The following is a 26,743-nucleotide window of genomic DNA, read 5'->3' on the forward strand; positions in this document are numbered from 1 at the left end:
CCGCTCCTATTTTTGATCAATTCCATAATCTGTATATTTTTATAGCTTGCTTTCTAACATTTCATATATTTCGAAATCAAATTCAAATTCTTCTCGTGAAGTAAATACTTTCAGTTTATTTACGCCTGGTAGCATAGATTCTTTTTCGGAGATATTAAAGAAAATGTAACCTTGAACTGACGCATAAGGTTCTATGGTAAATATGGGATTAAACCACCTATCTTCCAAAAAAAATTTGCATATACTTTTGTCCCCTAATCCAAACAATACACCATCTTTACTTAATATTTTATCTGGAAGGATGGTGATAGTATAATATCCTCCGGGCTTAGAGTAAGAATTGAAGTGGTATTTATCATTAAGCGTGAATTCAATTATTGAAATAGGTTCAGAACTTTTATTCACAAGTATTATTTCTGAGATTACCCTGTAATCGCTATCCCAATAAATATCCGGGTCTTCATTATTTATCCGGTCTGGCTTGATTAAATAGGAGGGATTGGAACCACTAATTGCTTGATAAAGTTCAATATTCGCATCCTTTGAAGCATGATCTTTTTTACTTATCCTGTAAGCTAAATAGGATAATACTAAAGAAATTATCGAAATGACAATACTACTATTAGTAAGGGAGGCGTATAAAATATTTTAAATATTCATATTCTCTATCTCTACCATGTTATTTATTGTGTGTCTAATAATCAAGGAGTTCTATGTTGCCCACAAACCCTCTATCTAAGAAAAATCTTCTTTTAGTTTCAATTTCAGCGGTATCTTCCCCTGGGTAAGTGTATATTTTTATCTGTTTTAAATTATCAAGTTCCTTGAATAATTCGTTAATAATATCCATGTCAGCTTTAAGACTATGTCCCAGGATAATTAACTCCTCTATTTGATTAGGATTATAATTCTTTTCAATGCTAAAACTATCCCAACCATATTGCTTGTAGTAACTATTTATTATATGTCCTAATTTTTTTTCTCGTTCACTATCCATGATTCGCAAAATTTCTTTTTGTTGCATGGGAGTTAGTTTATAATCGTACCATTCAACATTTATTCCTGATGAATAGTCAAAATCATAACCCCCTTTTCCAGTTAGAAGGTGAGGAATATGTCGATAGCGCATTTCTCTAAACAGTTCTTTTATTTCTTGTTCGGTATTTATGTGGCGGATTTCTCCTAAAAATCTTTTGAATTTTAAAGATTCTCTTAAAACTTTCTTACTGAAATACTGTGTAATCATATCTATAAAATCTGGTTCAGGTTGTCTTCTTGTGGGAAACCCTAAAACAATAAAATCATCCTGACATGATCCATGAATATAGTTGATATTAGAGTTATAAAGTTCAGCGGTGTCTGAGTAATTAAAATTTACTAGTACAGTATGAAGATTTTCTATTTCAGAACTAACACTATTTATTTTCTCTCTTTTAATGGTGGTAGCTTCCTCGATATACATCATTAGGTTTTTAGAAATTTTGCTAAATAAAACATTGAATCTATTTATGTCTTCCTTTTCCAATAAATTATCTGAGTCGTATTGAATATCTGGAAAATTTACATCTAAAAACCATTTTAAAGTAACATCATCAGCAATACTTTCAAATTCATACCAATTTAATTCATCGTCATCATAGTTCTTATCAATGAACTCTTTAAAACTCTTGATAGATTTGTCCTCTGATTTTGATTCAATAAAATCTTTGAATGTAGTCTTGTAACCATGCGACAAATCAAAACCATTGCCAATTATTGCTAATTTAGTAAATTCCATAATTAAGGCAATCTCCTCTTTTATTATTTACCCTATTTCTAAAATCCCAACCTGAAGTTCATCAACGTTTGCTGATTCTTCATCTTGGAATCCAGTTCCCCAGGCTACCTGTTAAATACCCAGCTCTTTACAATAGTTTATTAACTTGTATTGATGTAAGACCTAATTGCTCTCCAATCATTTTGGCTGATATTTCATGAGAGCAACACCTTTCTCATAATTCCGATATACTCGATACCTATTCTCCGACTTGTCCATCCCCATCTCGGTCATCCATAAACTGGTATAACCCATGATTACTATAAATTGGCATAGCGTACCCCGCGTTTTTCGCTTCTTGGATTGTGACTTGTTCATTACCATTCATGTCTACAGCGGATACGTCTCCTCCTGCGGCATCGGTGGGTGCAGCGAATGCTGCTGTTCCGGAACCGTCAGAAGGCGAGCTGCCCTCTCCTGTTAATCCTTGTGCTGCATTGTATTCATCTGGATTAATATTTTCGAATTCATCTACTACTTGGTACCCATTAATCGTATAAGTGTATCTATAATAACTTGGAACGTGGGTAGTCGTGTTTGGATAAGTGATAATAGCCTCGAAATTAGTTGCGCCACCTGCTTGTTGGATTGTTCGTTCCATATAAGCCTGATCCCCATGACGGTTCAGCACACTGTCTTGTGGCGTAATATTATAGGCATTGGCCACACCCCCTAAAGAGTCAGCTATGACATGTCCTTCGTCGAGATTTTCATTCTCTGTCCCCGGAACTTTTGCTTCGTCATCATAATAGCGTCCGTCAGAATTGACTGGTTCAGTGGCATTATCTTGCAAAATAATTTCTGCTGCAACAACCCGAACCAATTGTCCATATTCATTTGTATAGGCCCAATACTCCCTATCACCAAAACCGATATCAACGACAACATTTGCTGCACGGTATCCTGATATATTTCCGCCGTCCACTTCAATTAATGCATAGCCATCATGAGATACAGAGGATTGGGGTTCGGTACTTTCAGAATACTCTGAGGAAACGGCTGATTCCGGAGAAAATTCCTTGCTTTCTTGCTTAGCTGTAGCCACTGAAGCGACTTCAACGCTAGATTTGATTGAACTGGAAGCCATTATTTCTTCTGTGACTGCTTCTGTTGGTGTACAAGCACTGAGCAACATCATACTGCTAATAGCCCACAATAACTTTCTTCCTTTTATCATACGATTCACTCCCTTTTTAAGTTGAAGTTAAAAAAAATCCTAATTTAATAGGATTCCAGATACGAGCGGTGTAGAAGAGCATACTCCGATAGCATGGTGTTTAAATAAATTTTTGTTCATTTGTCCTTGTTGAAGCGGATTTTTATTGCTTGTATCACTAAATCAAAGTTCTCGTCGTCAAGACCAGCGAAGGTATCAAATATATCGGCTGTGTAGTGTCCATTGAATAAGTTGAACGCTGCCATAACTAATTTGCGTGAACTGCTGCTCAAGTCCACCTCTCCGTTATCCAGAGAATCCGGTTTAATAGAATGCTCCTGAAAATCATACAGGTGCGTCACTTTTCCGAACAAGTCGTCATTCGACAAGATAAGAAATAGGGCTTTGCGTTCAACATCGGTTTCAGCGGTCTTATCCTTGATGAGCAGCTCTGTGTAACTGTCCGTATACACATACGTCCTGGGGTTATATTTATATCTTAGCTTATGCTCCAAAGAATACTTTTAAATTTACTATTAATTGCGATTATTCCTAATTAAATTTTAAACTTGGTTTGTGACTAAATGATTTTTATTTTATTCAAGTAAATATTGGTTCAATACGGTGCTGTTAAAGATACTCTTGCTGTTTAAATTAACAAATATTTGTTTTTTTAGTTCAATAGTTTCCTCGACTGTAAGCTTATCATCAAAAGAGAGAAGGTGTTCTTTTACGTCTTCTTTCATTTCTTCTAAAGCAAAAAAGTCATCTTCCTCAGTATCAATTTCTAAATCAAATTTGTGAATCAATACCATGTGTGACTCTCTATTTTGTAAAAAAGTGATTATTTTTTTCCACCAAGTTAAATCAGTAACTCCTAATGCTGTTCCATAAATCACAATTATATTACTAGAGGCTATTTCTTTATCCGCTCTATCGGTAATATTATTGTTATGTATTTGGTTGCTTAAAGGTTTAATTAAAATAGATAATTCTTTTGCTGAAAATACTTCACTATTCAGTTGGGAATCATTATCTACACCTAAAAACATACCTCCGTTTAACTTTGAATGAATATGATACACTTGACCTATGCTCGTTATTATCTCTAGATCTGTATCAGCTTCATCATTAAAATTTTTACTAATTTGTTGAGATACTTCATTTGAATCTATATAAATTTTTCCTAATTCTAAAAATTCAGTATAGTTAAATGTAAGGAAAGAATAATCGATAGAAAGCTTACGTGCAGCATTTGAAAAAGTAGCTTGATTATTCATATTAGAATAGATACTAATTTTTTCATTATCATTATAATCATCAGAAAAACTTGTTAGACCTTTATATAAAACTGCGCCCAATAAACGATTTACATTATCAAGCCTTTTAGATTCTTGAATTAAATACTTTTTAAAACTTTTGCGAAAATCAGTTAATGCCGATAAAAAAACATCACTAGAAAAGTTTATATTGTTATTCAACTCATTTTCTATAAAGTCATTATCGTCAGATAATGACTTAGCTTGTTTTAAAAGGTTTACTCTACCACTGTCGCTACTATTTGGAGGAAATGTAAAAAGACCTAAACGAGTCTCAAAATCTACCCAATCCTCAATATTTTTGTCTATATATCTATACAATATATTATTGTTAATAGATTTTGAATCTAATGTGCTCAGATAATTTTTGTAAAAGTCTTTATAAGTAGTTTTTAATCCTAAATTAAGATCAAATCCATTACCAATTAAAAATGTTATTTTCAAAATAAAACTCCTTACAATCTAATTAGTTTTAAACAAAGGTCTATAAATAAGCCGTACTTAAAATGATAACATTCTCTCTTAATTAAAAAAGACAGAGTTCAAATTTATAGAAAAATATACTATGTAATTATACCGTATCTTGTTAAATAAATACGTCTATAACGACAAAATTCAGATAACTTTAACTACTCAGTAGTAATTTGGTAGCCAGCGAGCGTAATAAATCGTCAATGTGGTCATTGATTACAATTAAATGGTTCTTCAGTAATTGCCCTTTTTTGGTCAGCCTCAAATTATCGCCTTGGTTCTGGAATAATATAACTTCCAAATCATTCTCAAGATAGTGGATATGCTGCATGATCGTTGGTTGTGATAAAGCGAGTGCTAGCGCAGCCTTTGCATAGTTTAAGGAATCAGATAAAACCTGGAAGGTTTGGTAACGATAATCAATCATGAACTCACCATTTCACTTTTTGTTGATGTATCTCAATTGGGAACATCTGAAGCCAGTTAAAAGTCATTTTCCTCAAGTATGTTTCTATCTCATTTTTAGTTTAGACGCTAAGCCTTGGTATTCAACTGCATTTTCCTTTTATTACGCGTCAAGGTGCTCTTGCTGATGCCAGTCATTTTTTCAACCTCTTTGTAGGAATGATTCTTCAATAAGTTCATGGCCAGATTGATTTGTTGCTGATTGAATTTTTTGGGGCGCCCTTCCCGAAAATCGGGTTTCTGTTTGGCCAATTCTTTACCCTCTTGTGTACGTTCCACAATCAGATCTCGCTCAAAATCAGCAAAGGCACTGAAGATGGTGAAAATTAATCTTCCAGTGGACGTATTTTCAATAATCCCTAAATTTAGCACATTAATTCGAACACCTTTCTCGAAAAAGAGTTTGATTGTGTTCAATGCGTCTTGCGTGCTGCGAGCGAAGCGATCCAACTTCGTCACAACCAAAGTATCTCCTGTCTCAATTTCCTGAAGTAGTTTTTGGAACTCGGGACGATCACTTTTTGTTCCGGTAATTTTCTCGAAGTAGATTCGTTCGCAACATTCCTCTTCGAGTTGACGCAGCTGTCCTTCCAGATCCTGTTGGCGGGTACTCACCCGTGCGTAGCCATATTTCATCTTTTTTCACCCTCATTTTTGACCATAAGTTATGACACTCTCGTACCCCTTGATTTTACTGGACGAGGGAATCATAGTCAATACTCTAAAGTTATGGATATAGTCAAAAAAAATCTGCTTGTCTTTAAGCAGATTTTTTCAATCATTTGATTTTTATATTTTCAGATTTATTGTGCTTCATTTTATACCAGGTTGTTACTCTTTCTAGCGTAGACTTATTAGGAGTATCCTCATAACCAGAGAAGTATTTGATCATATCTTCTTTAGAAAATATAATAAGTTTGTCATAGCCTTCTGAAACACGATTTTTAAATACGTATTGTCCATCATCTAATATCCCATGTAAATACCATTTCTTTTCATCAATTGTAACACTTAATACTCTTTTTCCTTTTTTTCAATAACACTAATAACATAAAGCCAAGGAATTATCGAGAAAATTACAAATAAAAGTACAGATATAAATAGATTTACTTTAGTTATGTAAGAGATAAAATAAGCAATTAATACAATGATTATTGAAAAAGTAAAAGTATTAATGTCTTTTTCTTTTGGGTTGGTTAAATCATCTTTTAATCTAGTGTCATCAGTTTGCCTAAAAGAGAAAAACACCAAACTCTCTGTTATTTTCTTTGTAATTTTAAAAATAAATGTTACTAGTGCAGTTATTAAAGTTATAGTTCCTAAAATCTCCATTATATTTACTCCTCCTAATTATACAGTAATTATTTTTTGTTCTTTATTTTCAAGTTATGATACTAACTTAATGAAACAAGAACTATAAACCATTCAAGGGAAAAGGAGATCTTAGAGATCTCCTTTTCTTTTTTATTAATAAATCATTTGCTTCTTAATTTTTCTAATTGCAGTTGAAGTTTAGCTGTATTAACTGCATCTAAATTTTGTGACCACAGCGTACCGCTTTTTCCAGCACTTTGAGGGTTATTTCCTAGTTGGCGAGACATTTCAACCGTGTTATTCACCAATTTGCTTTTGATTCTCGACCAAACCTGTAGAGGATCTACTTCCCAGGCTAACGTTCCATTTTCCTCTGTTACTAAGCCCCGAAAAGCTGCTATGATCGGAAAAATCAATCCTTGAGAGATTTGGTATTTTATCGGCCATTGGTAAAATTTTGTAGTAGTTCCGTTTTCTTTGTCGTCTACCCCTTTGACTCTTCCAAACTGTCCACCTGGAGTGACTTCAAGGTATGCTGCATGCATTTCTTGTTCAATCGCATCGTACAGTTTTGTAATCACCGGTAACAAAGGGGCAATCTTGGTGTATGTTTCGTATCTACCATAATCAGTTAAATAATCTTTCAACACCTGAGCCTTCCCGCTATAAGCAGCAATCGGTTGTTTGTTAGAATCCGTAGGAAATTTAAAAACGTTAAAGCAGTACATGAGACGAACGAAATCAACAGAATCTAGACGCTTGTCACTTTCATTTTCTCGGTATGAAATATCATCTTTGTACGGTTCAGAAGAAAGCGCTACTTTAACAAAGTCAAACTTCTCAGCTAGTTCAGCTATAGCCTTGTCAGAAACTTGTACACTCGTATTTCGTGCTGCAGCCATTTCATCGATGTTCCTTACATGAGTCATAATTTCAAGGTGTACATACTGCGTGATACTGTCGTCGATTTTTCCTCTTTCGGTTAAAATAGCATGGTAAGTATGACCTCCATCAAGTACCCCGTATATGCTCTTGTCTTCGTCGCTCAAGTTTCCGATATTAATGTTCATGACTCTGTTGAGTGTATCAATTTTCAAATCTTTGGCAGAAATCAATAGCCCTCTGTTGTGTACAAAGAAGGACTCGTCAGAAGAGGTCAACGCACTTTTAAGTTTTCCATACACTTTTGTCCGAACATTCACTTCCCTCGGATTTACCTCAGTTGGGATTCCTTCTGGTAGATCACGAACATCGACCCAGGCATGGTAAACAGTACGATTATCTTCCTCATAAGGGCTTTCTAAATTGACTATTCTCTTATAGGGTATGGGTTTTAGCACATCATTTTTCATTTTGGATCCTCCGATTTCGTTTTTCTTAAGTTTATAGTACACTTAGTGCAGTAACATTTAAAGGAACCGGGGGTTCAAAATGACGAAAAGAAAAAAAATGAGTAAAAACGACAGAATTAGTCAAATGGGGAAACAGTTATCGGGGCTTCGCAATAAAGAAAGACTAACTATTGAAGAACTTGCAGAGAAATTAGATGTGAGTTCTCGCATGATATACAATTACGAAAATGGATACAATGTCATCTCAATAGAAGTAATTGTAAAAATGTATGAAAGAAAAGTATTCAAGGATAGAACTTTGGAAGAACTGGCGGATATTTTTATCATACAAATCTATAAATAGAATTATTCTTTTATAGGTAGCTCAATAAAGCACTCACTTGAGCATTATGTTTTCTATTTTTGTCCTGCGTTATCTTGCCAATACTTGCCAGAAAAACTAAGTGTAATTGCCCAATTTATATAAGTTATTACGCAATATGACGAACTACTAGTCCGGCAAATTATGGTCTACAAAAGCAAATTCACCGTGGAATTTAAATCCGGCTTTAGCATTGATATGAACGAATAAGAGAGCAAGTCGCCCTGATGGATCATTAAGTCCAAAAGGGTGACTTGCTCTCTTATTGTCGTCATGCCGCTATTTCAAAAATCCTCTTCTGAGCCTTGAGATATCGTTGTAGATTAAGAATTGTGCCATCTGATATTTGTGCATTAAGTTCATCTTCCGTAAGCTCGATAGAATTGTCTTTCGCCAGTTTTTCCGTATACTCAAAAATTCGATTTACAAGAATACCTAATTCCTCGGTTGAAAGCTGAATACTGATTTTCTCATAGTCTTTGTGTTTTTTCAGATTTTCTAAGCAAATCATCAAATCATTTATCGAATCTACACTAAGATCACCTCTACGGATTCCGTTTATATAGTTCTTTAATGATGCTCTAAATTTAGTTACAACTTCTGGATCGTGATTCTTTATTTTATAGTAAATACCAACTCCTGCAGCGACTATACCAGTGCTTATTCCTGCAATAACAAGTGCCTTCTTATTGTTTTTTGCGAACTGAATTGCTTTAGCACCCAAGCTCTGAGCTTGTTGAGCAACTTCCATATGAACGGGTTCAAGGTGTTTTACTATGCGGCCTTTGTTTGGTCCTGTTGCATAACGAATAACGCTTCCGATTCTTCTGTATTCTCCCGTGAGGATTTTCGTCAAAATATCATCTGCTAAATCATAAGAGTCTTGTACAATTGCCATTTCCTACGCCTCCTCTGCAACGCTTTAATCATCGATGTGATTATTAACTTTCTGCTTTACCGTATAATAGCTTTATAATTTCCTTTTTGAAATTGTCCTCAGACTTCTTAATGTGTGTATCAAACTCTCTATAACTATCAACCTGTTGCGGAATATGAATTGATTGCTTAAATATATCCGCGCCATAACCCGATAGTTTACCAATTTTACTGTGCTCAGACTCACTAGTACTTGGGAATACAACCCCAGCACTTTTTGACTTCAAAATATACGAGTAAGTAATTATCTGATACAAATCTTCTCGGTTAATGCCCTTGGCAGTATACTCAAGTTTCTTATATTTTGCATCAAGAACCACATCGATGTCCGTATTATAAAAATCAGGGTATACCATTCTTTTTCTATCAAAAAATAACGAAATACCGTCTTTACTTTGTTTGTTTTTAGGATGAATGAAGTCCGCCTTTAGCATCGTGTTCAAATATTCTTCCCACAGCCATGCAACATCAAATAAGATACCATGAATATTTTTACTTTCCCCACCGAGGCTGTGACGTCTATGTGTTAAAATCATCAAGCATAATTTTTGAAGTGCTAAATATTCAGTATAGTAGGCGTGTCTTACGGGCGTATTTTTATTAGCGATAATTACTTTCCTCTTGTTACCTAAATTATATGATGACGTAACAAGGATGACAGCTGAAACATTTTGTTTTGTAAGCTCCGATGAATTAAGAATTATTCTCCCATTCTTTGCTGAAAGTTGGATAAATTCTATTGTATGTCTCAGTAGTTGCATCAAATCGTTATCCTGAGTAAACTCTCGCGTTGAATAGGCCACTTTACCTGTAAACGGAGTATTCGATTTAATGTGTCTAGCAATATCAATATTTCCTTTAATATTGGTATTATTGTACTCAAATCTACGGTATTGCTTGAATATACCTTTTCTCATAGCGGCATTGAGATATCTAGGGAACAAATACATCAAAAGTTGATAGAGTTGCTCCTCCATTGATAGTTTAGAATCCAAATCCACGATATTGATACTTAGTACTTTCTGCAACATATAGTGCAAAAAATAATTATTTTTACCTGGTGAAAACCGTGAGTGAATCTCTAATTGTTCATCTTCGCAACCAATGAAGCCAATTACATTTTGAAATTTGATGGTATCATTTACGGTTTCAATGATTTTTGAATCGTGGTCTAAATCATCAACAGCTAAAAAATCACTTGGGAAAACAAGTAAATTTTCATTCTCTGAAAGTGCCGATAATGTCTTATCTACCAATTTTGCTGAAAGTTTCGGATAAGCTGCAACAAATTCAGATTTTAAATAAGTGTGATTATCTTCTATCCTCATCAGCATTTTCCTCGTTTGTTTGGTCTATTAAATCATAAGCATTTTTCATGGCGTCTAATTTTTCTTGTTCTTCATAGTTTCCACGAAGATACTCTTCCAATAAAGGCTGAAGGTAATCTGTCCACAATACATCATAGTTATAATCTAACTCAGGTAATTTCAAAAAGTAACTTGGTCCAATGTGGTAATTAGAATTCAGATCATCTGTATCTGCAATTTGCTTATTCAATGTAACTAGACGATTAGTAGCTTCTTCTATCTTAGTGTCATCTAGCTGTCCTTGCCACATAGTTGTCGTTTCTTCCGCCTTAATTTCAATAAATCTGAAGCGTCGTCTCATTGCAAAGTCAAAGCTGTCAACAGAACGATCAATATCATTCATCGTTCCTATAATGTAAACATTATCCGGAATATAGAATTTTTCCTTACTATTTATGTGAAGATTTGAGCATTGAGTATAGATACCGTATTTTTCTTCCCCGCGATAACCAGGATCGATTGAAAAGAAAAGCTCTCCAAATATTTTTGAAATTTCGCCTCGGTTGATTTCATCAATGACGAAAATATATTTTTTCTTTTCACTACTAACTGCTTCACCCTCTTCAAAAGGTTTCAAGCCAAACACTTCAGTCAAATGATCTAATACAATATTTTGGTATGTCTCATATTTAAGGTTTGTGTCTTCTCCCCGATAAAGTTTATATACATTCTCTTTAGTGGCAACTGGGGACCTGAATTTGATTGAGTTATGTGAATTTAACGTTGCTGGAACAGTACTATTATCCATTATATAGTCGTCTGTGCTCTCATTGATCGCATGAATTAAGTTTTCCCACGCAGTATCAAAATTGTCAACTACATCGACTATATCAGATTTAGCAGCATGTTTACAAAATTTTTTAAAAATACCATCAACTAGTTTGAAAGAAACTTGCTCTTGTTCATCACCAGTTATAGGTCGCAATCCCTCAACGAAATCTGAATAGTCATAACTAGGATGAAACTGAACGAATCCATATTGTTCACTTTCATTTAATTTATCTTCATCTTCACCGATTAACGAAGCAGCTATTTGTCTAGCTAAATATGTTTTCCCTGTTCCCGGAGCACCACGGAGTATAATATTTTTCGATTTTTCTAGCTTATCTGCTAATTCATTTGCTTTATCATTGACTATCACGCTATTCTCCTCGCCTTCAAGAAGTGAAAACTCTTTGTATAATTTTTTCAAGTTATAGTTTGGTTCTTCATCAGAAAACAGGTCCAAAGTATCAATCATATAAGAAATACCACTTTCTTTATCTCCTGAATTTTTATTCCATTCTACTATTCTTAATGATTTCATTTCGAAGTTCTGGAAAGTAGCACGGATATTGGCCCAGTACTCATTTGCTAACCCATGACAAAAATATGGCAACATCTTGCTCCCGTTCCCACTGAAAGGTCCGTAAGACCCGTTATTAAATAAATGAATATGATACTCAACGCCATCAATAGTAATATGATCATAACCATTTGAATGTTGAAAATGGTTATGATCGAACCCCGCAATACCTAGAGTTGTCTTTCTCTTGTCCTTATCTTGAATGTTAATATTTCCTTGTTCGACAAAGCGTTTTAGAAGATACTTAAATTCTTTGTATTTATTTGAAGTATCATTTCTCATAATTTTTGAGTAAAATTTTTCAAGATTCTTATCATTATCAACAAAGAACTGCTTAACCTTAGCGTAATCACTCAACAATGAGTCCAAATCAGATAATAATTTTTCCTCGGTTGGCATATTCGAAGTGTCATACTCGAATGCACTCACCGTAGTAGATTCGTATCCTTTTCCTAGAGGAGTGTCAGAGTTTAAATCAATTTCCATCCTTGCTGCTGTTGAACTAGGAAATCTTTCGTATATTTTATTTGATATATCCTTAACTTTGGATTGTTTATATTTATTTTTATTAAAATACGTTATTCCTTGATTTAGTGTTAAATAAACTCTTTTTCCATCAGAGCTAAAGAGAAATACAATATAAAATCCTTCTGTGGTACTAGAAGTAATCTCACGATCCATTATTGCAATCCAAGGAATCGAAGCAAATCGTCCATTACCAATGCTTCCTTTGACCACATAATTTAGCAATTTGTTTCGAATTGCTTCAGGGATCTCATTTTTTATAATATTTCCTATTGGTGCCTCTCCAAAAGGGCCTTTTCTAGCTTCTGGATATTGTATGGCTGCTTCAGCAATCATATTAGATATATTCATGTTGCCTCCTTAAGTATTTTCTACGTCTTTAAATGAACTAATTCTTGAGAGGGAGTTCTTTCTTAAGTCTATATATGGTATCTCGATTAACCCGCTATACCTTAGCAATCTTCTTAATAGGATAACGTGGTGGATATTTCGCATCGGCGGCATACTTAGCCGGTTAACAATTTTAGACCTTCCCCACAGGAAGCCCAAGGCATTCTATAGTTCTTCTCGATCTGGCATACTTTTTTCGAACATTTTCTCTTCTTGATTTTCAGAGATTCGGGGATATCGCCTTAAATTTTGACATATGGTGGAGACACGCGCATGCCTAATTTTCCCTCTTCTTTTCACAGCGTTTATTATACACTTATAATTCATAAAAAGAATCTAACAGAATCAACATTTTACAATTGATTGTTTTGGCTATACCCTAAATAGACATTAAAATGAAAAGTTCGTTGCCTGATAAGAAATAATCGAGACTCAGAAATTGCTGAAAAATATTAATTCCAAAAAATAGCCAGCTAGATTGTCAATCATATTTCTAACTAGCCATTTTTACTATTATTCGACTTTGTCAGCACTTTACAATGTTCTATTAAAATGGGCATTCCACGGAGGAGTATATTTTCTTATAAAGTAAAGGCCTGTTCGAATTCCTCAGTTAATTTTCCACTCTATAAAAGAAAAAAATGCCCATCACGTATTTGTGATGAGCAAAGGGTACAAGTTTTTATGAAATTTAGGTAATTACAATTCAAGCTTAATTTTTATTTAAATTCAGAATAAGGATTAATCAATTTATCAAAAATTTCCCGCCGATCACTATTTCCTTTATCCGCAAAGTCCACAGTGTCATACCATGAAATCAGTACTTCTTTATCATATGGTTTATCACCGATATACATAAAAGCACCCGCTAAATAAGTTATATAGTCAATTCGTTTTGGTATTGATAGGTCAGTTGCCTCGATAAAATCAATTGCTGTTTTCAATCCATCCAAAGCAATGTCAAATAACTTCCTAATGTCCTCGGTGTCCAATTTACTTACCAAGGATGCTTTTACATCCGATGGTATTGGACAGAAATTATTTTTATGTGGTCTTTTTTGTAAAACTTCAATAGCGGGATTAAGCATTGCTAAAGGTATAGAAAGTTCAGTTGACTTCTGGACCAGTAAATTATCAAGCTCTGCTTCCCTAAGTATTTCTAGAAATTTACCTGAATACTCTCTATAGTAGTCAACGCCCTTTACTAGCATTTCAGTTAACTGAACTTGAACACCAGTTACTTTAGTTCCAGCTAAGTTTAGAACCTCAAACCATTCAAGTTGCTCCGCCTCACTCAAATCATTTGCAATATTCACGGTATAATAGTAACCCATGAATTTGTTTCTTACTCGGTCTAATAAACCACTAATCTGATAAGGTTGCAGATACTCACGCTCACTAATAAATTGACCGAGTTCTTTAGCATCCTTATTATATAAAATCCCAACAGGAATTTGGCTATCTCTGAATGTCTCAACATTTAGTAAAAACTTACCTAATGATATATCAAAAACAACATTTTTAAAATCAGGATGATTTGAATAGGCTTTATAATTACAAGTTAAGCGTTGCTGTCCATCAACCACAGACTCCTTATTGATAATCTCATCTGGAGCTATAACTTCTCTTTCAATAAATGTAATCTGAGTACCAACATCTCCATGTTGTCTGATTTTGTTTATAGAGATAGGTGCAACAGCTGCTTTACCTCTTAACTGAAAGTTCAACAACGACACCGCTTTTTCAATTTGCCATCGTATGTACGTTTGAAAAATAGGAAGCACTATATTTCCCTTTTCAATCTCATTGCATAAGTCTTTTGTTGCTCTCGGATTAGATTCTTTTGTCGGATCAAAATCAACATATTTTTCTAAATCCTTGTGAATTTTAATTGTCATAAAAACCGTCCCTCTCAATTTGGTACTCTAATCGTAACAGAAGCTAAAGAAAAAAACAACATAAAATTATCTGTAAAACAAAGCTGCTAATTATATCTATTACTTAAAACGTTGTTTTATAGGTGTTTAATATTAATAAACAAATATTTATTTTCAGCTGCTAAAATTAGCTGCTAATTTTCCCCGAGCTACGCAGCAATAAAAAACACCAAGCGGCTGAATCAGCCAACTCAGTGGATTCCTACACTACTTCTTCACTATATAATATTTTCCCCCGCCTCGTTTAATTGAAACACGATTATCCGCCATAATTATACTGCATTTTTCATGAGCAACAGATTAGGATGCTATTACTGGACTGGTTATACTGAGCGATACATTAAATATGTGTATTTTGAAATTTAATAGTTTTCTTGTAGCTCAAAACAATGAAGAAGCAATATTGAAAAGGTAAATATTGGTTTTATTCGCAAAACAAATAGTTAGTAATAGAAAGGGTGACCCGAATGTCAGATATAAAAAAGCATATGATCAAATTATGGATTTTATGAGCAATGATACAAAAAAACTTTACTGTTAAGCGGTATAGCTGACAAGGAAAAGTATCAGGTTTTTCTTAAAGCTTTGAAACATCAAGGGAGGCTAAAAGGACTAATTAACTGAATTCATACTTCAAAAGATGGAATGAAGGACTTCTTCCGATGAGCTGAACTTTATAAGGTTAGCGTGCTTAAGATGTTTCCAGTATCGGAAAAAGTGGAGAATACCGATTGATATTATTCAAGCATATGTAAATTCCATTTTATCCGTGAGCTTAAACATAAAAGAAAGCAAGGTACCCTACATTTATAATTTTCGTAGAGTGCTTTGCTTTCTTTCAATCCTATTCATTCACACCCACTGTCACGTCTGATTTGAATTCCATGTTGAAATCGCAGTTTTTTTCAATAGATGACACATCAAGAAATGAATATTGCTGCTGAATAGAGCGCCCTGTGCGGAAAAACGAGCCACTAAATGCGAGAAATAGAGCCACTCGTTGCGATAGCGAGAACCATTCACCTACCTCCTTTTCTAATCGTATATATTGGTTAATGTAGCAGCTAAATCCGCAGCTTCTTTAGTTCAAATTCTTTTAATCTAATCTATTGTCCGTTCACTTCATCATACCCACAACCTGATTCAGATGCGCAGACACTTGCTCCAGGAAGTCCTTCTCCGACAGCACACAAATCGTCCCTCCTTCTTGCTATAAGCTTCAAACTTTTTGCATCTTCAGACATCGCGGATCCTCTTGGAAGATATTGGTGTTCGCCTTTCCTATCACCAGGATGGTTGTATCTTTGGTGACAACCGTTTGCGATTTCCCCCATAAGGCGGGAACTAAATCTTACGCTTGTTTTTGGTATAAGGTATCCAGTTTCCCAGCAAATACAACTTTCTCACCTCATACCATTGCGCTTACTCCCCTTCCTCATAGTATATCCTGTCTATTCAGATCAGTTCTATTCTTCTATTTTATCTCTATTGCCTGTTTAATTCTCTAACTCTTTTAACGGATTTTTTAGAAATGTTAAAATGCCAATTGGGGCTACCTATATGCTCTTTGTGTTTGAATCCGGCTTTAATCATAGCTCCTTTGAATGAACCATTGGAAATATAAAAACCGTCTGTAGAATACTCAAAGTCATGTTTTAAACCATAAGAAGATCGGCAGTTCGTTATATTTTTTATTTGAATGAATGATTTTTCACACCAAGTGACAAGTTGTATTTGTTGTTCAGGGTACAGTTTGTCAAATTCTGAAATATCATTTATTGTATGAACCATGATTTCACTCCTTTTATTTATGAATCACTGTAACTTTCTGTATACCTTAAAAATCAAATTCGCATAATTAATGAATTATGCGAAATTTTTTGCGGTCTGTTCTTTGGTTCTCTCACTGACGTGAGTGCAAATATTTATAGTCGTTTGAATAATTATAGTGACCAAATCGATCTTTTCCTTCCTGGATTGATGCACTGTTCTCAAAGAGCTGGTTGTACTTAGTATTCTGGCAACCGTAAATCATGATTATCTTCAGAGCATACTTCTAGATGATTCTATTTAATCGATTAACAACAACTAGCTATTACATTGATTCATTGTTCAAATTGGGAAAGATATATTAAATATATTTAATGTTATATTGTTATATTCCAATTTCAAGGAGAAAATAGCTTGTTCAGGACGGTATTAATTTGCAATTTCAAGCTCCTTCTTTTATTACAATTAATCTGATTATCAGTATGTAAAATATCTAATAAAAGGAGATTTGTATGTATTAAACCTAGGTGCGGTCTCAAAATTTTTTCTGCCAAGGATTATAGACAGGGGGGATCTAAAGTTTCATTACTTAATAAGCGAAAATATTTTACCATTCCAAAATAGACATTACTAAGTTGTTATCCTATTTATATATTTTCGATAAGTTAATTATTATTTCGCTTAATATACACCTTTCTATCTATTCAAACTCATATTGAATAGATAGCAGGGCACAGTTTTAGATGGTGCCCATACCATTATCAAAACTTAATCATCTAAAATGTCATATATCTTAGACTCTCCTTTATTAAATCAAATATAACCTTAGTTCTCCTTTGTATTTTAAGTTTGAATAATGAAACTTTTAGAAACTGCATAGAACTTTATCAAAAATGGCTATGTGCCTTGTACTATAAGGGTTTAATAGATATAGAACTTTAGAACTTCATTTTCTATCAAAGTGTGGAATAGATTCTTGTCTCTCTATCTTTAAATATATATTTTTATTTTCTAAATCTTTTATCTTTTTTAAAGTTCCAAAGTTCTATAAGTCCATTAGCCTTGGTATAATTGATTTTCCAATAGAACTTTAAGAAGTTCTATTAAAGTTCTATCAAGATTCTCTCATTCTGTTAAGCTAGACCTACGCACATAGCCTCTAACCTTTTGTGTATTGACATAATACGATGTAGATTTCCATTCATCGTGATTGTTCATGATAAGTCCTACTTTTTTCGCTTCGGATTGACCCCTTAGTTCCTCTTTCGAATCCCGACAAAATAGTTCTGTCAGAATTTCTCTTGTTGTAACTTTATTACGTTGGACTTTACCTTCCGAGTTAAAATCACAATTATTCAATTTTCCATCTATATAACTTCTCTTATAAGCTAAACTCTGTATTTCCCATTCCTCTGGTAAAAGAAAATCTAAATATCTGTATATATCATCCTGCATCGGATTAGTTTCTGTTGCATTCCCCCGGTATTCGTTGGCTATCTTTTCCAACCGTTCCGGCATATAAATTTTTTCGCCATTCTGATAATTAATTAAGCTCTCTGCCCATATCTGTTGCACTGTTGCGGCCTCAATACTGAATACATCCGCTGTACGTTCATTCTCATCAATCGGTATAGGATAGAATCTGCGATTTCCTGATACATCTTTTAAAAACTGTAGATCATTTGTCGTACCCATGAATACGCAAGTTCTTGGATGATCCAGCGTGATTCTTCCATAGGACGGTCGGTATCTATCCATTTTTGCCGATATGAAAGACTTTACCTCTTCCACCTCAGTCCTTCTCATTGCAGCCAGTTCTCCAAGTTCAATTATCCAACTCCCCTGCAAAAAATCTTTAGAATCTTTTGATTTCATATCCTTCAGATCATCATTGAAATGTTCACCCCCCAATTTGGCTGCAAGGGTAGATTTTCCACGACCTTGTTTTCCTGTTAACATTGGTACAATTTCAAACTTAATACCGGGTTCGTAAATCCTAGCAACAGCCCCAGTTAGCCATTTTTTCGCAACAGCTCTTATATATTCGTTATCGTCAGCACCTAAGTAGTCAATAAATATCGTTTCGGCTCTTGGAGTACCATCCCATTTAACACTCTCTATCAAACTTTTAACAGGGTGATATGAGTTATCCTTAGCTACAGATAGAATTACATCAAATAGGTTTTCACGTCCAAATTCAATATCATAGTTCTCTGACAGGTATAGTCTTAGCCCTGCTACATCATCATCTGACCATTGTCTATTGAATCTATTTTCCCAGGGTGGTGTAGCACCTTTCTCAATCATTCCAGTAAATTCATTGTATAGTAAAACCTCGTTTAAAGAAGGATCATTTTCAAGAATCCGCTTTAGATTGTTCATAGTTTTCATAACATTGTACGGCTCTTTACTATTTTTTTTGAGACTGCTCCTCCAGTTAATTTCACTTCTTCTTGAAATTTCTTCCAACCCATCAGCCTTATCGTTAACTCCTCTTATGGCAAAATTTGTCCAAAAATCCTGTGTTTCATTGAAGTAGTTCGAATTACGTCTGCCGTTACTGATTTTATTCATCAATGCACGTTCATTCTCATCTGCCCACGACTTGTTATCACTAGTTTTTCTCCCTATCCCTAGCGCTCTCGCATATCTGATAGCAGTTTCTTCCTCCATATTCCCTTTGCATACATGCATCCCCAGAGTATAGATTCTACCTAAATAGAAGTTATCCTCTAATAATTTTGTTTCCCGATAATGAGCAATGAATGCAGCCACGATAGGATCACTTTCATTTTCAGGAATCCTTCTAAACCGTTGATTGATTGTATGTTCAATTTGTTCATTTTCATTAAAACAAACCTCTGGTACAATAGAGGCATCAAATAGCTCTCCGCTTTCAAATATAACCATGTTCTCTTTGTTGTGGTAAGCAGGCAAACTAAGTAGGTGGCCCCAACTTCGCAAGTTTTTGTCAGCTATTTCACCTACTTTTTGTTCTAGATATAGGTGGCAATTATAATAATGTGAAGCAGTTAAAATTCTTTGTTTTGTTGGAATAATTAAATGTATTTTCCTTATTTGATTTTCGTCTGAATAACTCCATGAAGCATGTATAATATAGGAAATATTCGGCAACTTACTAGTAATAAGTTTTTCGAACTCTTTTACATTCATCGCCGGTGGTAGCTCGTCAAAATCCATTGTTATGGCATCACGATAAAGCAGCCCCCCACCATTAACAATATTATCTTGGGACTCTCCACTAACAAAGTACTCTAATCCATCTTTATTAGTCAATTCTTTTTCAGGTTGATATTCTCGAAAAAATTTAAATATATTTTTTCTTACTGGTGTCATAATATTTCCGCTGATACCCTGTTTCTTAGAAATCGTGCATGTTTCTGTCAAATTCTTAAGCCTTCTTCCTTAATAAATTTTTTCTTTTTCCTCGGTGGGCATCTAATTAATACTCGATGACACAAATTTGAAGCCTATAAAAACCATTTGTCTACATCGATTTGTTCACGAGATAGATAGCCATTATTGATTAAAAAACAAGGTATTTCGATTTAGTTCTGTTATTACATGCTTACTGCATAGTTTCAAACTTCCAATTTACTTAGCCCCCTTTACGTGATTTTGTCTACTTAACGTATTCTAACACCATTTCACGTATAGTTGTTGCTTTCACGTAATTTGTAATATTAAAGAAATATAATTTACACAAATTTTACAATTAAACAATGAGCATGTGTGTGCTATAATGAGTAAAAGACTTATAAATGAGGGTTTTCAATGACTGAAATAAATTTCGGTTCGGCTTTACGTGCTTTTAGAGAATCACGTAAAATGTCGCGTAAAGAATTTGCCGAGAAAGCTGCTGTATCATTATCACGTTTAAGCGACTTAGAAAATAATCGTTATAAAAATAGTAAAAATACAATTACTAATATATTGGAAAAATTTAATTATTCATATGCGAATTTCTTGATTGTTTACTGTGGATATAAATATGAGGGTAGGTCTTTCAATACTGAGGAGTCTTTGTCTGAATACAAAGCCAGAAAAAACAATGCCTTATTGAAAATTGAAGAGAATAAAGCCGCTGAATTACAAGAGGATCTTGAAGCAGAGTATTACATTTCTATGTATGAAAATGTTAAAAATTATATTACAAATGAATCCACAAAAAAAGAACTTGAAATGCTCAGTGAATTGGTGGACTATTTCCAATGGAAAAAAGACTGTCAATAACAATCAAAGAACCCAGATAAGCACTTACCACTCTTAATGGTAAGTGCTTATTTTTGTCCCATTAATATTTCCTCATTCCCTGGATCAACTATGTGTCTGTCATTCCCTAATGCTTTGATAACTGTAACCACTCTAGCCCCAGTTTTTATTAAATTACTCAAAGTACTTACAAAATTTACTACAGGGCTAAAATCTAATGCTTTTATGGCACTTCTACTTATTTGAACTCAAAATATTGAATTGCCATATTCAAGAATTCTCTAAAACGAAATGACATTTCCCCATTGACTAGATCACTCCTCTTCAAATTCGAAATTTTACTCTACAGTAATTCACACTCGAATTCCTGTGCCCTTTCACTACGTATAAGAAGAATCGCTACAATACGCCTTAATTCAAATTAATTACGCATGGTTGATAAGAAAGTAACTCCGGTACTTATTAATCTTCTTTTCCACGTTATTGTTTCCAATTCTGACACTACCTAAAAAATCTCACAAACGAAGTACTAATTATTTATTCTATAGATCAAGAAGAACCTATTTCAATTACATAAAGTTTATCGGCGAAAATTTATTTTGCTTGAAAGTGATATCTTTTTGAGACATGTCTACATAAATCTTAACCATCTCAAGAGAAGAGTGTCCTAGTATTTTCTGTAAACTAAGCGCATCACCTCCATGTACCAAGTATTGTGTCGCAAAGGTATGCCTTATCATGTGTGGATGCACATGTTTTATTCCAATTTCGTTCGACAGAGAGTTAAGTAAATTTCTGTATTCTCGCTGCCTATATGGTTTGTCACCATAGATGGATGGAAAGACGTAATACTCTGACACTTCGGCAACCTCTTGTTTCCATTCACGAAGTAGTCTGTTCGTTTTCTTAGAGAACGGAACAAATCGCATCTTTCCACTCTTCGTTTCGGATGCATTCAATGTGACAACATCATGTTTGAAATCTATTTGGTTCCATTTTAAGTTGATTGCTTCCCCGGAACGCATCCCCGTATCTGCAAGCAATAACGTCAGTAGATATCCCCGGTACCCAGCATAGGTGTCTTGATTGAACCCGTCCAATAACAATTTCAACTCATCCATCGCGAGGCCTTCAACTTGAGTCGTATTTTTCATTAATTTGATGTTCTTGAGTGGATTCGAAGGGATATACTCTTCATCATAAAGATAATTGTAAAACGCCTTCCAATGCCCCACGATAGAGTTGATAGTTGCTATCGCCAAGCCTATTGTTTTGTATTCTTCCTTTTTCTCTGGGTTGTTTTCAAATTTTCTATGCTCAAATCTCATATAATTTACAGCTTCCCTCATCATATCCGAGCTTAAATCGTTGGGATAAACCAATTCGTATTTACTTGATAGGTAATTAAAAACGATGTCAAAGTTAATCTTTTTGTTGTAAAGGGTTCGTTCGGTAACCCCTTCACTCTTTTTGGCAAAAATGTATTTTTCGAAACACTCTTCCAAAGTCATACTATTGACAATGTTTATCTTCTTGTGTTCCCTTGCCAGCTTTGCCCTAATTACCCTTTTGCTTCCGTTAGACATAAAAAAACCTCCAGTTGTTGTATTTTAGAACAACAATCGAAGGTTTTTGATTTGCAATTAACAAGAAGTTCATACTTCCCATCCACTCATTTTTGGCGAGACAGCCCTTATGTGATGCAGTGAGAGCGCCCTGAACACACGCTTACCTAACCGCCACACACAAGTAAATTATTGTGCGAAAAACGTATCCTTCACCGCTGCCGTGACTGCCAATTTGACATGCTCATAGGTCAGTCCGCCCTGCACGTACAACAGATAAGGCGGTCGAATCGGGCCATCTGCCGTCAGTTCCAAGCTCGCGCCCTGAATGAAGGTTCCAGCAGCCATGATGACATCATCCTCGTAACCGGGCATATAGGCCGGAATCGGTTTGACTGCTGCGTTCACGGGAGAATATTTCTGGATTGTCTGTGCAAAAGCGATCATAGCTTCCTTGCTCGGCAGTGCGACCATTTGGATCAAATCAGTGCGAGGGCTGTCCCAAGTAGGTGTGGAAGATACTCCGCATTCTTCCAAGAGTCCAGCAGTATAGACTGCACCCTTCACTGCTTCACCAACAACGTGGGGCGCCAAAAATAAACCTTGGTACATCTCCAAAAGGCTGTATAAGGAAGCTCCAGCTTCACGGCCAATCCCCGGAGTTGTCAGCCGGTATGCGCACCGTTCGATCAGGTCTTCCGTGCCGGCGAGATAACCGCCCATCTTCACGATGCCGCCGCCCGGATTTTTGATGAGGGAGCCGGCAATCAAATCGGCTCCGACTTCGATTGGTTCCAGCATTTCGACAAATTCCCCATAACAATTGTCGACAAAAAAGACGGTTTTTGGTCCTACATACGGACGGATCGCCGCAATCATCTCTTTTATTTCATCGATTGTAAAGGAAGGTCTTGCTGCATAGCCGCGGGAGCGTTGAATCGCGATCATTTTTGTTTTGGAGCTGACTTTCTCCAGAACCGTCGGAATATCCACTTTGCCGTCTGCACGCAGATTGATGTGCTGATAAGCGATATTGTATTCCTTTAAAGAGCCAATTCCGTTCCCGGTCAGACCGACAATATCCAAAAGGGTATCGTATGGCTTTCCTGTAACGTACATCAATTCATCCCCGGGCCGCAGCACTCCGAAGAGCGCAGTTGAGATAGCATGTGTTCCGGAAATGATTTGCGGCCTGACCAAAGCGGCTTCAGCCTGAAAAACCTCCGCATAGACTTTTTCCAGCGTATCACGGCCGTCATCGTCATAGCCATAGCCTGTGCTTGGGTTAAAGTGGTAATCGCTGACGCGGTGTTTTCGGAAAGCCTCCAGCACCTTGCCTTGATTAAATAAAGCCTTTTCTTGTATCCTTTTAAAAACGGGCTGGATTTTGTTATCGACTTTTTCGACTAACCCTGCCAGCCTTGCTTCTTTATTCGTCGCCTGCATCCGTTGCTTTATCCCCTAACCATTTTGAATTGCTTTTAGCGTACCCTCTTAAGCGATAGGCGTTTTTTTCTTCTATATATTCGATGGATTCCACAAAGGTCTCTTGCTGCATTTTATTCATTGTGCGGGCTTCAGGTCCGCTGGCATCAAGGTCTTTTGTATAAGGAACCAACATTTTGGCGATTTCATCCCAGATGAAGTCCTTCAATCGATTGATGTCGTTATCATCAAGTGCTGAAATAACGATATTCGGAAAGAGGCGCGGCTGGAAATCCGGACCGGCAAGATCGCGTTTGTTGTAGATTGTCAACATCGGTGTCTTATCCATATCCAAATCCTTTAATAAATCCAATACGGTTTTTTCATGTTCATCGATAAAGGAAGTCGATGCATCGACCACGTGCAAAAATACATCCATATTACGGCTCTCTTCCAAAGTTGAATGGAAAGCATGGATCAACTGTGTCGGAAGATCCTGGATGAAGCCCACGGTATCGGTTATCGTAGCCTGGAATTGATTCGGCAACGTCAGCTTTCTTGTCAACGGATCCAGAGTCGCGAACAGTTTGTCCTCCTCCAGCGTTGCTGCGTCAGTCAAACGATTGATGACCGTTGATTTCCCTGCATTCGTGTAACCGATCAAACCGATTTGGAAGACTTCGCTGGCATGGCGTTTTTCTCTTGCTCTTTGGCGGTGCAACTCTGTTTCTTCCAAGGTCTTCTTGATTTCCTGCATCTGGCTGTGGATGTGTCTGCGGTCGGTCTCGAGTTTTGTCTCACCTGGCCCTCTTGTTCCGATCCCTCCTCCCAGACGGGATAAATTGACGCCTTGGCCCATCAAACGCGGCAACAGATAACTCAACTGCGCTAAGGCTACCTGAAGTTTACCTTCTTTACTGCGGGCGCGCATCGCAAAGATGTCCAATATCAGTTGAACGCGATCGATAACTTTACAATCGACACTCTCTTGGAGATTGCGTACATGTTTAGAGGAGAGTTCTTGTTGGAAAATAACGGTATCTGCATCCAGTTCTGCACACAAATTCACCAGCTCTTCCACTTTGCCTTTGCCGATGACCGTCCGGGAATCTTTGCGGTCCCTCTTTTGGGTCAATACGCCGACAACTTCCCCTAACGCGGTTTCGGTCAATTCCGCCAGTTCTCTCAGTTGATATTCAAACGCTTCATCTGTTTGAGTCGTCTGCACGTTAACCAGAATAACTTTTTCTTTCTTATTTTCCATAAAATTTCCAACTTTCTTTTTTCGTTCTTTTCAAAGCTTAGGCTAAGAACGACTCGACTGAATCTTCGATTTTCTTCATCTCATGATCGTTCCGAACCAGATCAAACCAAAGGATGCCGCTCATTCTGTTCCGGAACCAGGTCAACTGCCGTTTGGCATAGCGCCTTGAATTTTGTTTCAGCAGTTCTATTGCTTCTTCGAATGTGACTTCACCATTGAAATAAGCAAACCATTCTTTGTATCCGATGCCTCTTGTCGCTTGTGTCTTGGCCGGCAGCTGTTTGTCAAAAAGAGCTTTTGCCTCTTCAACAAGTCCGCCTGCCACCATCAGATCAACGCGTCGGTTGATGCGCTCGTAAAGAACGCTTCGATCGGTGTCAAGACCAATCAGCAGCGCATCATAATGAGGAGCTGCTTCCCGATCGGTCTGATCCGAGAAGCGTTTCCCGCTGAAGTGAATCACTTCCAAAGCGCGGATCACCCTTCGGCTGTTGTTCGGGTGAATCTGTTCAGCCGCTTTTGGATCCTGCTCCTGCAATTGCTTCCATATATGCATGGCATCGGTCCGTGCCAGTTCAGCTTCCAGTTTTTTCCGGTAGTGCAGATTTTCGGCAGCCACCCCTCCGAACTGCATATCGAACAAAAGTCCTTCTATATAAAGTCCCGAACCCCCGACCACAATTGGAATCTTGCCCCTTGCCAGGATCGACTCGATGGCCTGTCCCGCATCCCTTTTAAAATCAGAAGCAGTATAGTCCTGCTCGACCGGAACGATATCCAACAGATGATGCGGGATGCCTTCCGCCTCTTCTTCGGTTACCTTCGCCGTCCCGATGTCCAGCCCTGCATATACTTGCATGGAATCCCCATTGATAATTTCACCGTTGTATTTTTTTGCCAGTCGGATGCTCAGCGCGGTTTTCCCGACAGCTGTTGGACCGACAATAACCAAGATTTTAGCTAATTTTTTCTTTGTTATTTCAGACACCCTGAATCACCTTTCTCATTTGCAGTGCGCGTTCCGGATAATCCGTGATCATCGAATCGATATTTTTGCGCAGACAGACTTGCATTTCGACCTTTCGATTCACCGTCCAAACGCGAAGCGGTATCTTGGATTGTTCGAAAGGGGGCAGGCTGCGCAGAATCGAAAACTTTGGGTGCCACCCTTCTACAGGGATCCCTTCGCCCAGATCGTTTTGCTGCTTTCCTTTTTTGCTGAAAAGTAAGGCAATTTTTGAGTCCCCGCGTAAGGCTTTGATTTTTTTCAAGGTTTCGTAATGGAAACTGGAGTAGATAACCGAAAACTGGTCAAGATAAGGTTCTGCCAAAGCCAGCACTTTTCCTTCGATGGAAGGATATTGGAACACGTCCGTTTTCAATTCAATGTTGAGCACACCTGTAAACTGATTTCCCTCCAAAAGGGTCAATACCTCTTGGAGTGTCGGGATGCGAGCGTTGCTGTATTTCGGATCGAACCAGCTTCCGGCATCCAATTCCTTCAATTGTTCCAGGGTCATATCCTTGACATAGCCTTTTCCGGAGGTGGTGCGGTCCACGGTTTCATCATGGATGACCACGACCTCACCATCTTTAGTCAGATGGACGTCCAATTCTATGCCGTCGCTTGCAACTTTCAGCGCTTCCTGAAAAGACTCCAGCGTATTTTCTGGTCGGGTCCCACGACTACCCCGATGCGCGATGATTTTAGTGTATGCCAATTTCCCCAGCC

The 26,743-nt window shown here is 36.5% G+C and carries 23 protein-coding genes; 2 read left to right on the plus strand and 21 right to left on the minus strand.

Annotated elements, in window-relative coordinates; genetic code table 11:
• Nucleotides 1-39: 39 nt before the first annotated feature.
• The 9 genes from BLV66_RS03200 to BLV66_RS03240 form a co-directional block, all read right to left on the minus strand.
• Nucleotides 40-405 (minus strand): hypothetical protein, encoded by a 366-nt coding sequence (locus BLV66_RS03200; RefSeq protein ID WP_086984717.1) that lies wholly within the window; start codon nt 403-405, stop codon nt 40-42.
• 289 nt (nt 406-694) lie between these two features.
• Nucleotides 695-1,777: an AbiH family protein gene (locus BLV66_RS03205; protein ID WP_086984716.1), complete on the minus strand. Its 1,083-nt coding sequence runs from the start codon at nt 1,775-1,777 to the stop codon at nt 695-697.
• Between the two features lie 238 nt (nt 1,778-2,015).
• Nucleotides 2,016-2,993 carry a DNA/RNA non-specific endonuclease gene (locus tag BLV66_RS03210; protein ID WP_086984715.1) on the minus strand — a complete coding sequence of 326 codons (978 nt, stop codon included), beginning with the start codon at nt 2,991-2,993 and terminating at the stop codon, nt 2,016-2,018.
• A 116-nt stretch (nt 2,994-3,109) separates the two neighbouring features.
• On the minus strand, nt 3,110-3,445 hold the full coding sequence (locus BLV66_RS03215) for a DUF6075 family protein (RefSeq protein ID WP_086984714.1): 336 nt from the start codon (nt 3,443-3,445) through the stop codon (nt 3,110-3,112).
• 123 nt (nt 3,446-3,568) lie between these two features.
• Nucleotides 3,569-4,735, minus strand: coding sequence for an AbiH family protein (locus BLV66_RS03220; RefSeq protein WP_176974101.1), 1,167 nt, complete (start codon nt 4,733-4,735; stop codon nt 3,569-3,571).
• A gap of 181 nt (nt 4,736-4,916) precedes the next feature.
• Nucleotides 4,917-5,189: a LysR family transcriptional regulator gene (locus BLV66_RS03225; RefSeq protein ID WP_086984712.1), complete on the minus strand. Its 273-nt coding sequence runs from the start codon at nt 5,187-5,189 to the stop codon at nt 4,917-4,919.
• 107 nt (nt 5,190-5,296) lie between these two features.
• Complete coding sequence (locus BLV66_RS03230) at nt 5,297-5,863, minus strand: recombinase family protein (RefSeq protein ID WP_086984711.1); 567 nt, start codon at nt 5,861-5,863, stop codon at nt 5,297-5,299.
• Nucleotides 5,864-6,238: 375 nt separating this feature from the next.
• A complete protein-coding gene (locus BLV66_RS03235) occupies nt 6,239-6,559 on the minus strand; it encodes a hypothetical protein (RefSeq protein ID WP_086984710.1) in 321 nt (106 codons plus the stop codon).
• 143 nt (nt 6,560-6,702) lie between these two features.
• Nucleotides 6,703-7,893, minus strand: a complete 1,191-nt coding sequence (locus tag BLV66_RS03240; protein ID WP_086984709.1) for an AIPR family protein — start codon at nt 7,891-7,893, stop codon at nt 6,703-6,705.
• A 79-nt stretch (nt 7,894-7,972) separates the two neighbouring features.
• Here BLV66_RS03240 and BLV66_RS03245 point away from each other — a divergent pair, with 79 nt between their 5' ends.
• Nucleotides 7,973-8,236: a helix-turn-helix domain-containing protein gene (locus tag BLV66_RS03245; RefSeq protein WP_086984708.1), complete on the plus strand. Its 264-nt coding sequence runs from the start codon at nt 7,973-7,975 to the stop codon at nt 8,234-8,236.
• Between the two features lie 289 nt (nt 8,237-8,525).
• On the opposite strand, the gene BLV66_RS03250 is transcribed toward BLV66_RS03245, so the two are convergent.
• The 7 genes from BLV66_RS03250 to BLV66_RS03280 all read right to left on the minus strand — a co-directional run bounded on the left by BLV66_RS03250 (nt 8,526) and on the right by BLV66_RS03280 (nt 19,932).
• Nucleotides 8,526-9,152 carry a hypothetical protein gene (locus BLV66_RS03250; protein WP_086984707.1) on the minus strand — a complete coding sequence of 209 codons (627 nt, stop codon included), beginning with the start codon at nt 9,150-9,152 and terminating at the stop codon, nt 8,526-8,528.
• A 43-nt stretch (nt 9,153-9,195) separates the two neighbouring features.
• Nucleotides 9,196-10,518 carry a 5-methylcytosine restriction system specificity protein McrC gene (locus BLV66_RS03255; RefSeq protein WP_086984706.1) on the minus strand — a complete coding sequence of 441 codons (1,323 nt, stop codon included), beginning with the start codon at nt 10,516-10,518 and terminating at the stop codon, nt 9,196-9,198.
• On the minus strand, nt 10,502-12,778 hold the full coding sequence (locus BLV66_RS03260) for an MrcB family domain-containing protein (protein ID WP_245826639.1): 2,277 nt from the start codon (nt 12,776-12,778) through the stop codon (nt 10,502-10,504). Before BLV66_RS03260 ends, BLV66_RS03255 begins: the two co-directional genes overlap by 17 nt.
• Nucleotides 12,779-13,536: 758 nt before the next feature.
• Complete coding sequence (locus BLV66_RS03265; RefSeq protein ID WP_086984705.1) at nt 13,537-14,715, minus strand: DUF262 domain-containing protein; 1,179 nt, start codon at nt 14,713-14,715, stop codon at nt 13,537-13,539.
• Nucleotides 14,716-15,860: 1,145 nt separating this feature from the next.
• Nucleotides 15,861-15,998: a hypothetical protein gene (locus BLV66_RS15495; RefSeq protein ID WP_176974102.1), complete on the minus strand. Its 138-nt coding sequence runs from the start codon at nt 15,996-15,998 to the stop codon at nt 15,861-15,863.
• A 241-nt stretch (nt 15,999-16,239) separates the two neighbouring features.
• Nucleotides 16,240-16,545: a hypothetical protein gene (locus tag BLV66_RS03275; protein ID WP_086984704.1), complete on the minus strand. Its 306-nt coding sequence runs from the start codon at nt 16,543-16,545 to the stop codon at nt 16,240-16,242.
• Between the two features lie 1,104 nt (nt 16,546-17,649).
• A complete protein-coding gene (locus BLV66_RS03280; RefSeq protein WP_086984703.1) occupies nt 17,650-19,932 on the minus strand; it encodes a virulence-associated E family protein in 2,283 nt (760 codons plus the stop codon).
• A gap of 387 nt (nt 19,933-20,319) precedes the next feature.
• Here BLV66_RS03280 and BLV66_RS03285 point away from each other — a divergent pair, with 387 nt between their 5' ends.
• Entirely contained in the window at nt 20,320-20,778 is a 459-nt protein-coding gene (locus BLV66_RS03285) for a helix-turn-helix domain-containing protein (RefSeq protein ID WP_086984702.1), read from the plus strand.
• A gap of 548 nt (nt 20,779-21,326) precedes the next feature.
• On the opposite strand, the gene BLV66_RS03290 is transcribed toward BLV66_RS03285, so the two are convergent.
• The 5 genes from BLV66_RS03290 to BLV66_RS03310 form a co-directional block, all read right to left on the minus strand.
• Nucleotides 21,327-22,343, minus strand: coding sequence for a tyrosine-type recombinase/integrase (locus tag BLV66_RS03290; protein WP_086984701.1), 1,017 nt, complete (start codon nt 22,341-22,343; stop codon nt 21,327-21,329).
• A gap of 168 nt (nt 22,344-22,511) precedes the next feature.
• A complete protein-coding gene (locus BLV66_RS03295) occupies nt 22,512-23,768 on the minus strand; it encodes a methionine gamma-lyase family protein (RefSeq protein ID WP_086984700.1) in 1,257 nt (418 codons plus the stop codon).
• Nucleotides 23,752-25,011 (minus strand): GTPase HflX, encoded by a 1,260-nt coding sequence (gene hflX, locus BLV66_RS03300; protein ID WP_086984699.1) that lies wholly within the window; start codon nt 25,009-25,011, stop codon nt 23,752-23,754. The genes BLV66_RS03295 and hflX overlap by 17 nt, the downstream gene beginning before the upstream one ends.
• Before the next feature lie 37 nt (nt 25,012-25,048).
• A complete protein-coding gene (gene miaA, locus BLV66_RS03305; protein ID WP_086985974.1) occupies nt 25,049-25,990 on the minus strand; it encodes a tRNA (adenosine(37)-N6)-dimethylallyltransferase MiaA in 942 nt (313 codons plus the stop codon).
• A 1-nt stretch (nt 25,991) separates the two neighbouring features.
• A complete protein-coding gene (locus tag BLV66_RS03310; protein ID WP_086984698.1) occupies nt 25,992-26,732 on the minus strand; it encodes a glycerophosphodiester phosphodiesterase in 741 nt (246 codons plus the stop codon).
• Between the last annotated feature and the right edge of the window lie 11 nt (nt 26,733-26,743).

Origin of the sequence: Trichococcus collinsii, from assembly GCF_900107505.1 — a bacterium.
Taxonomy (GTDB): Bacteria; Bacillota; Bacilli; order Lactobacillales; family Aerococcaceae; genus Trichococcus; species Trichococcus collinsii.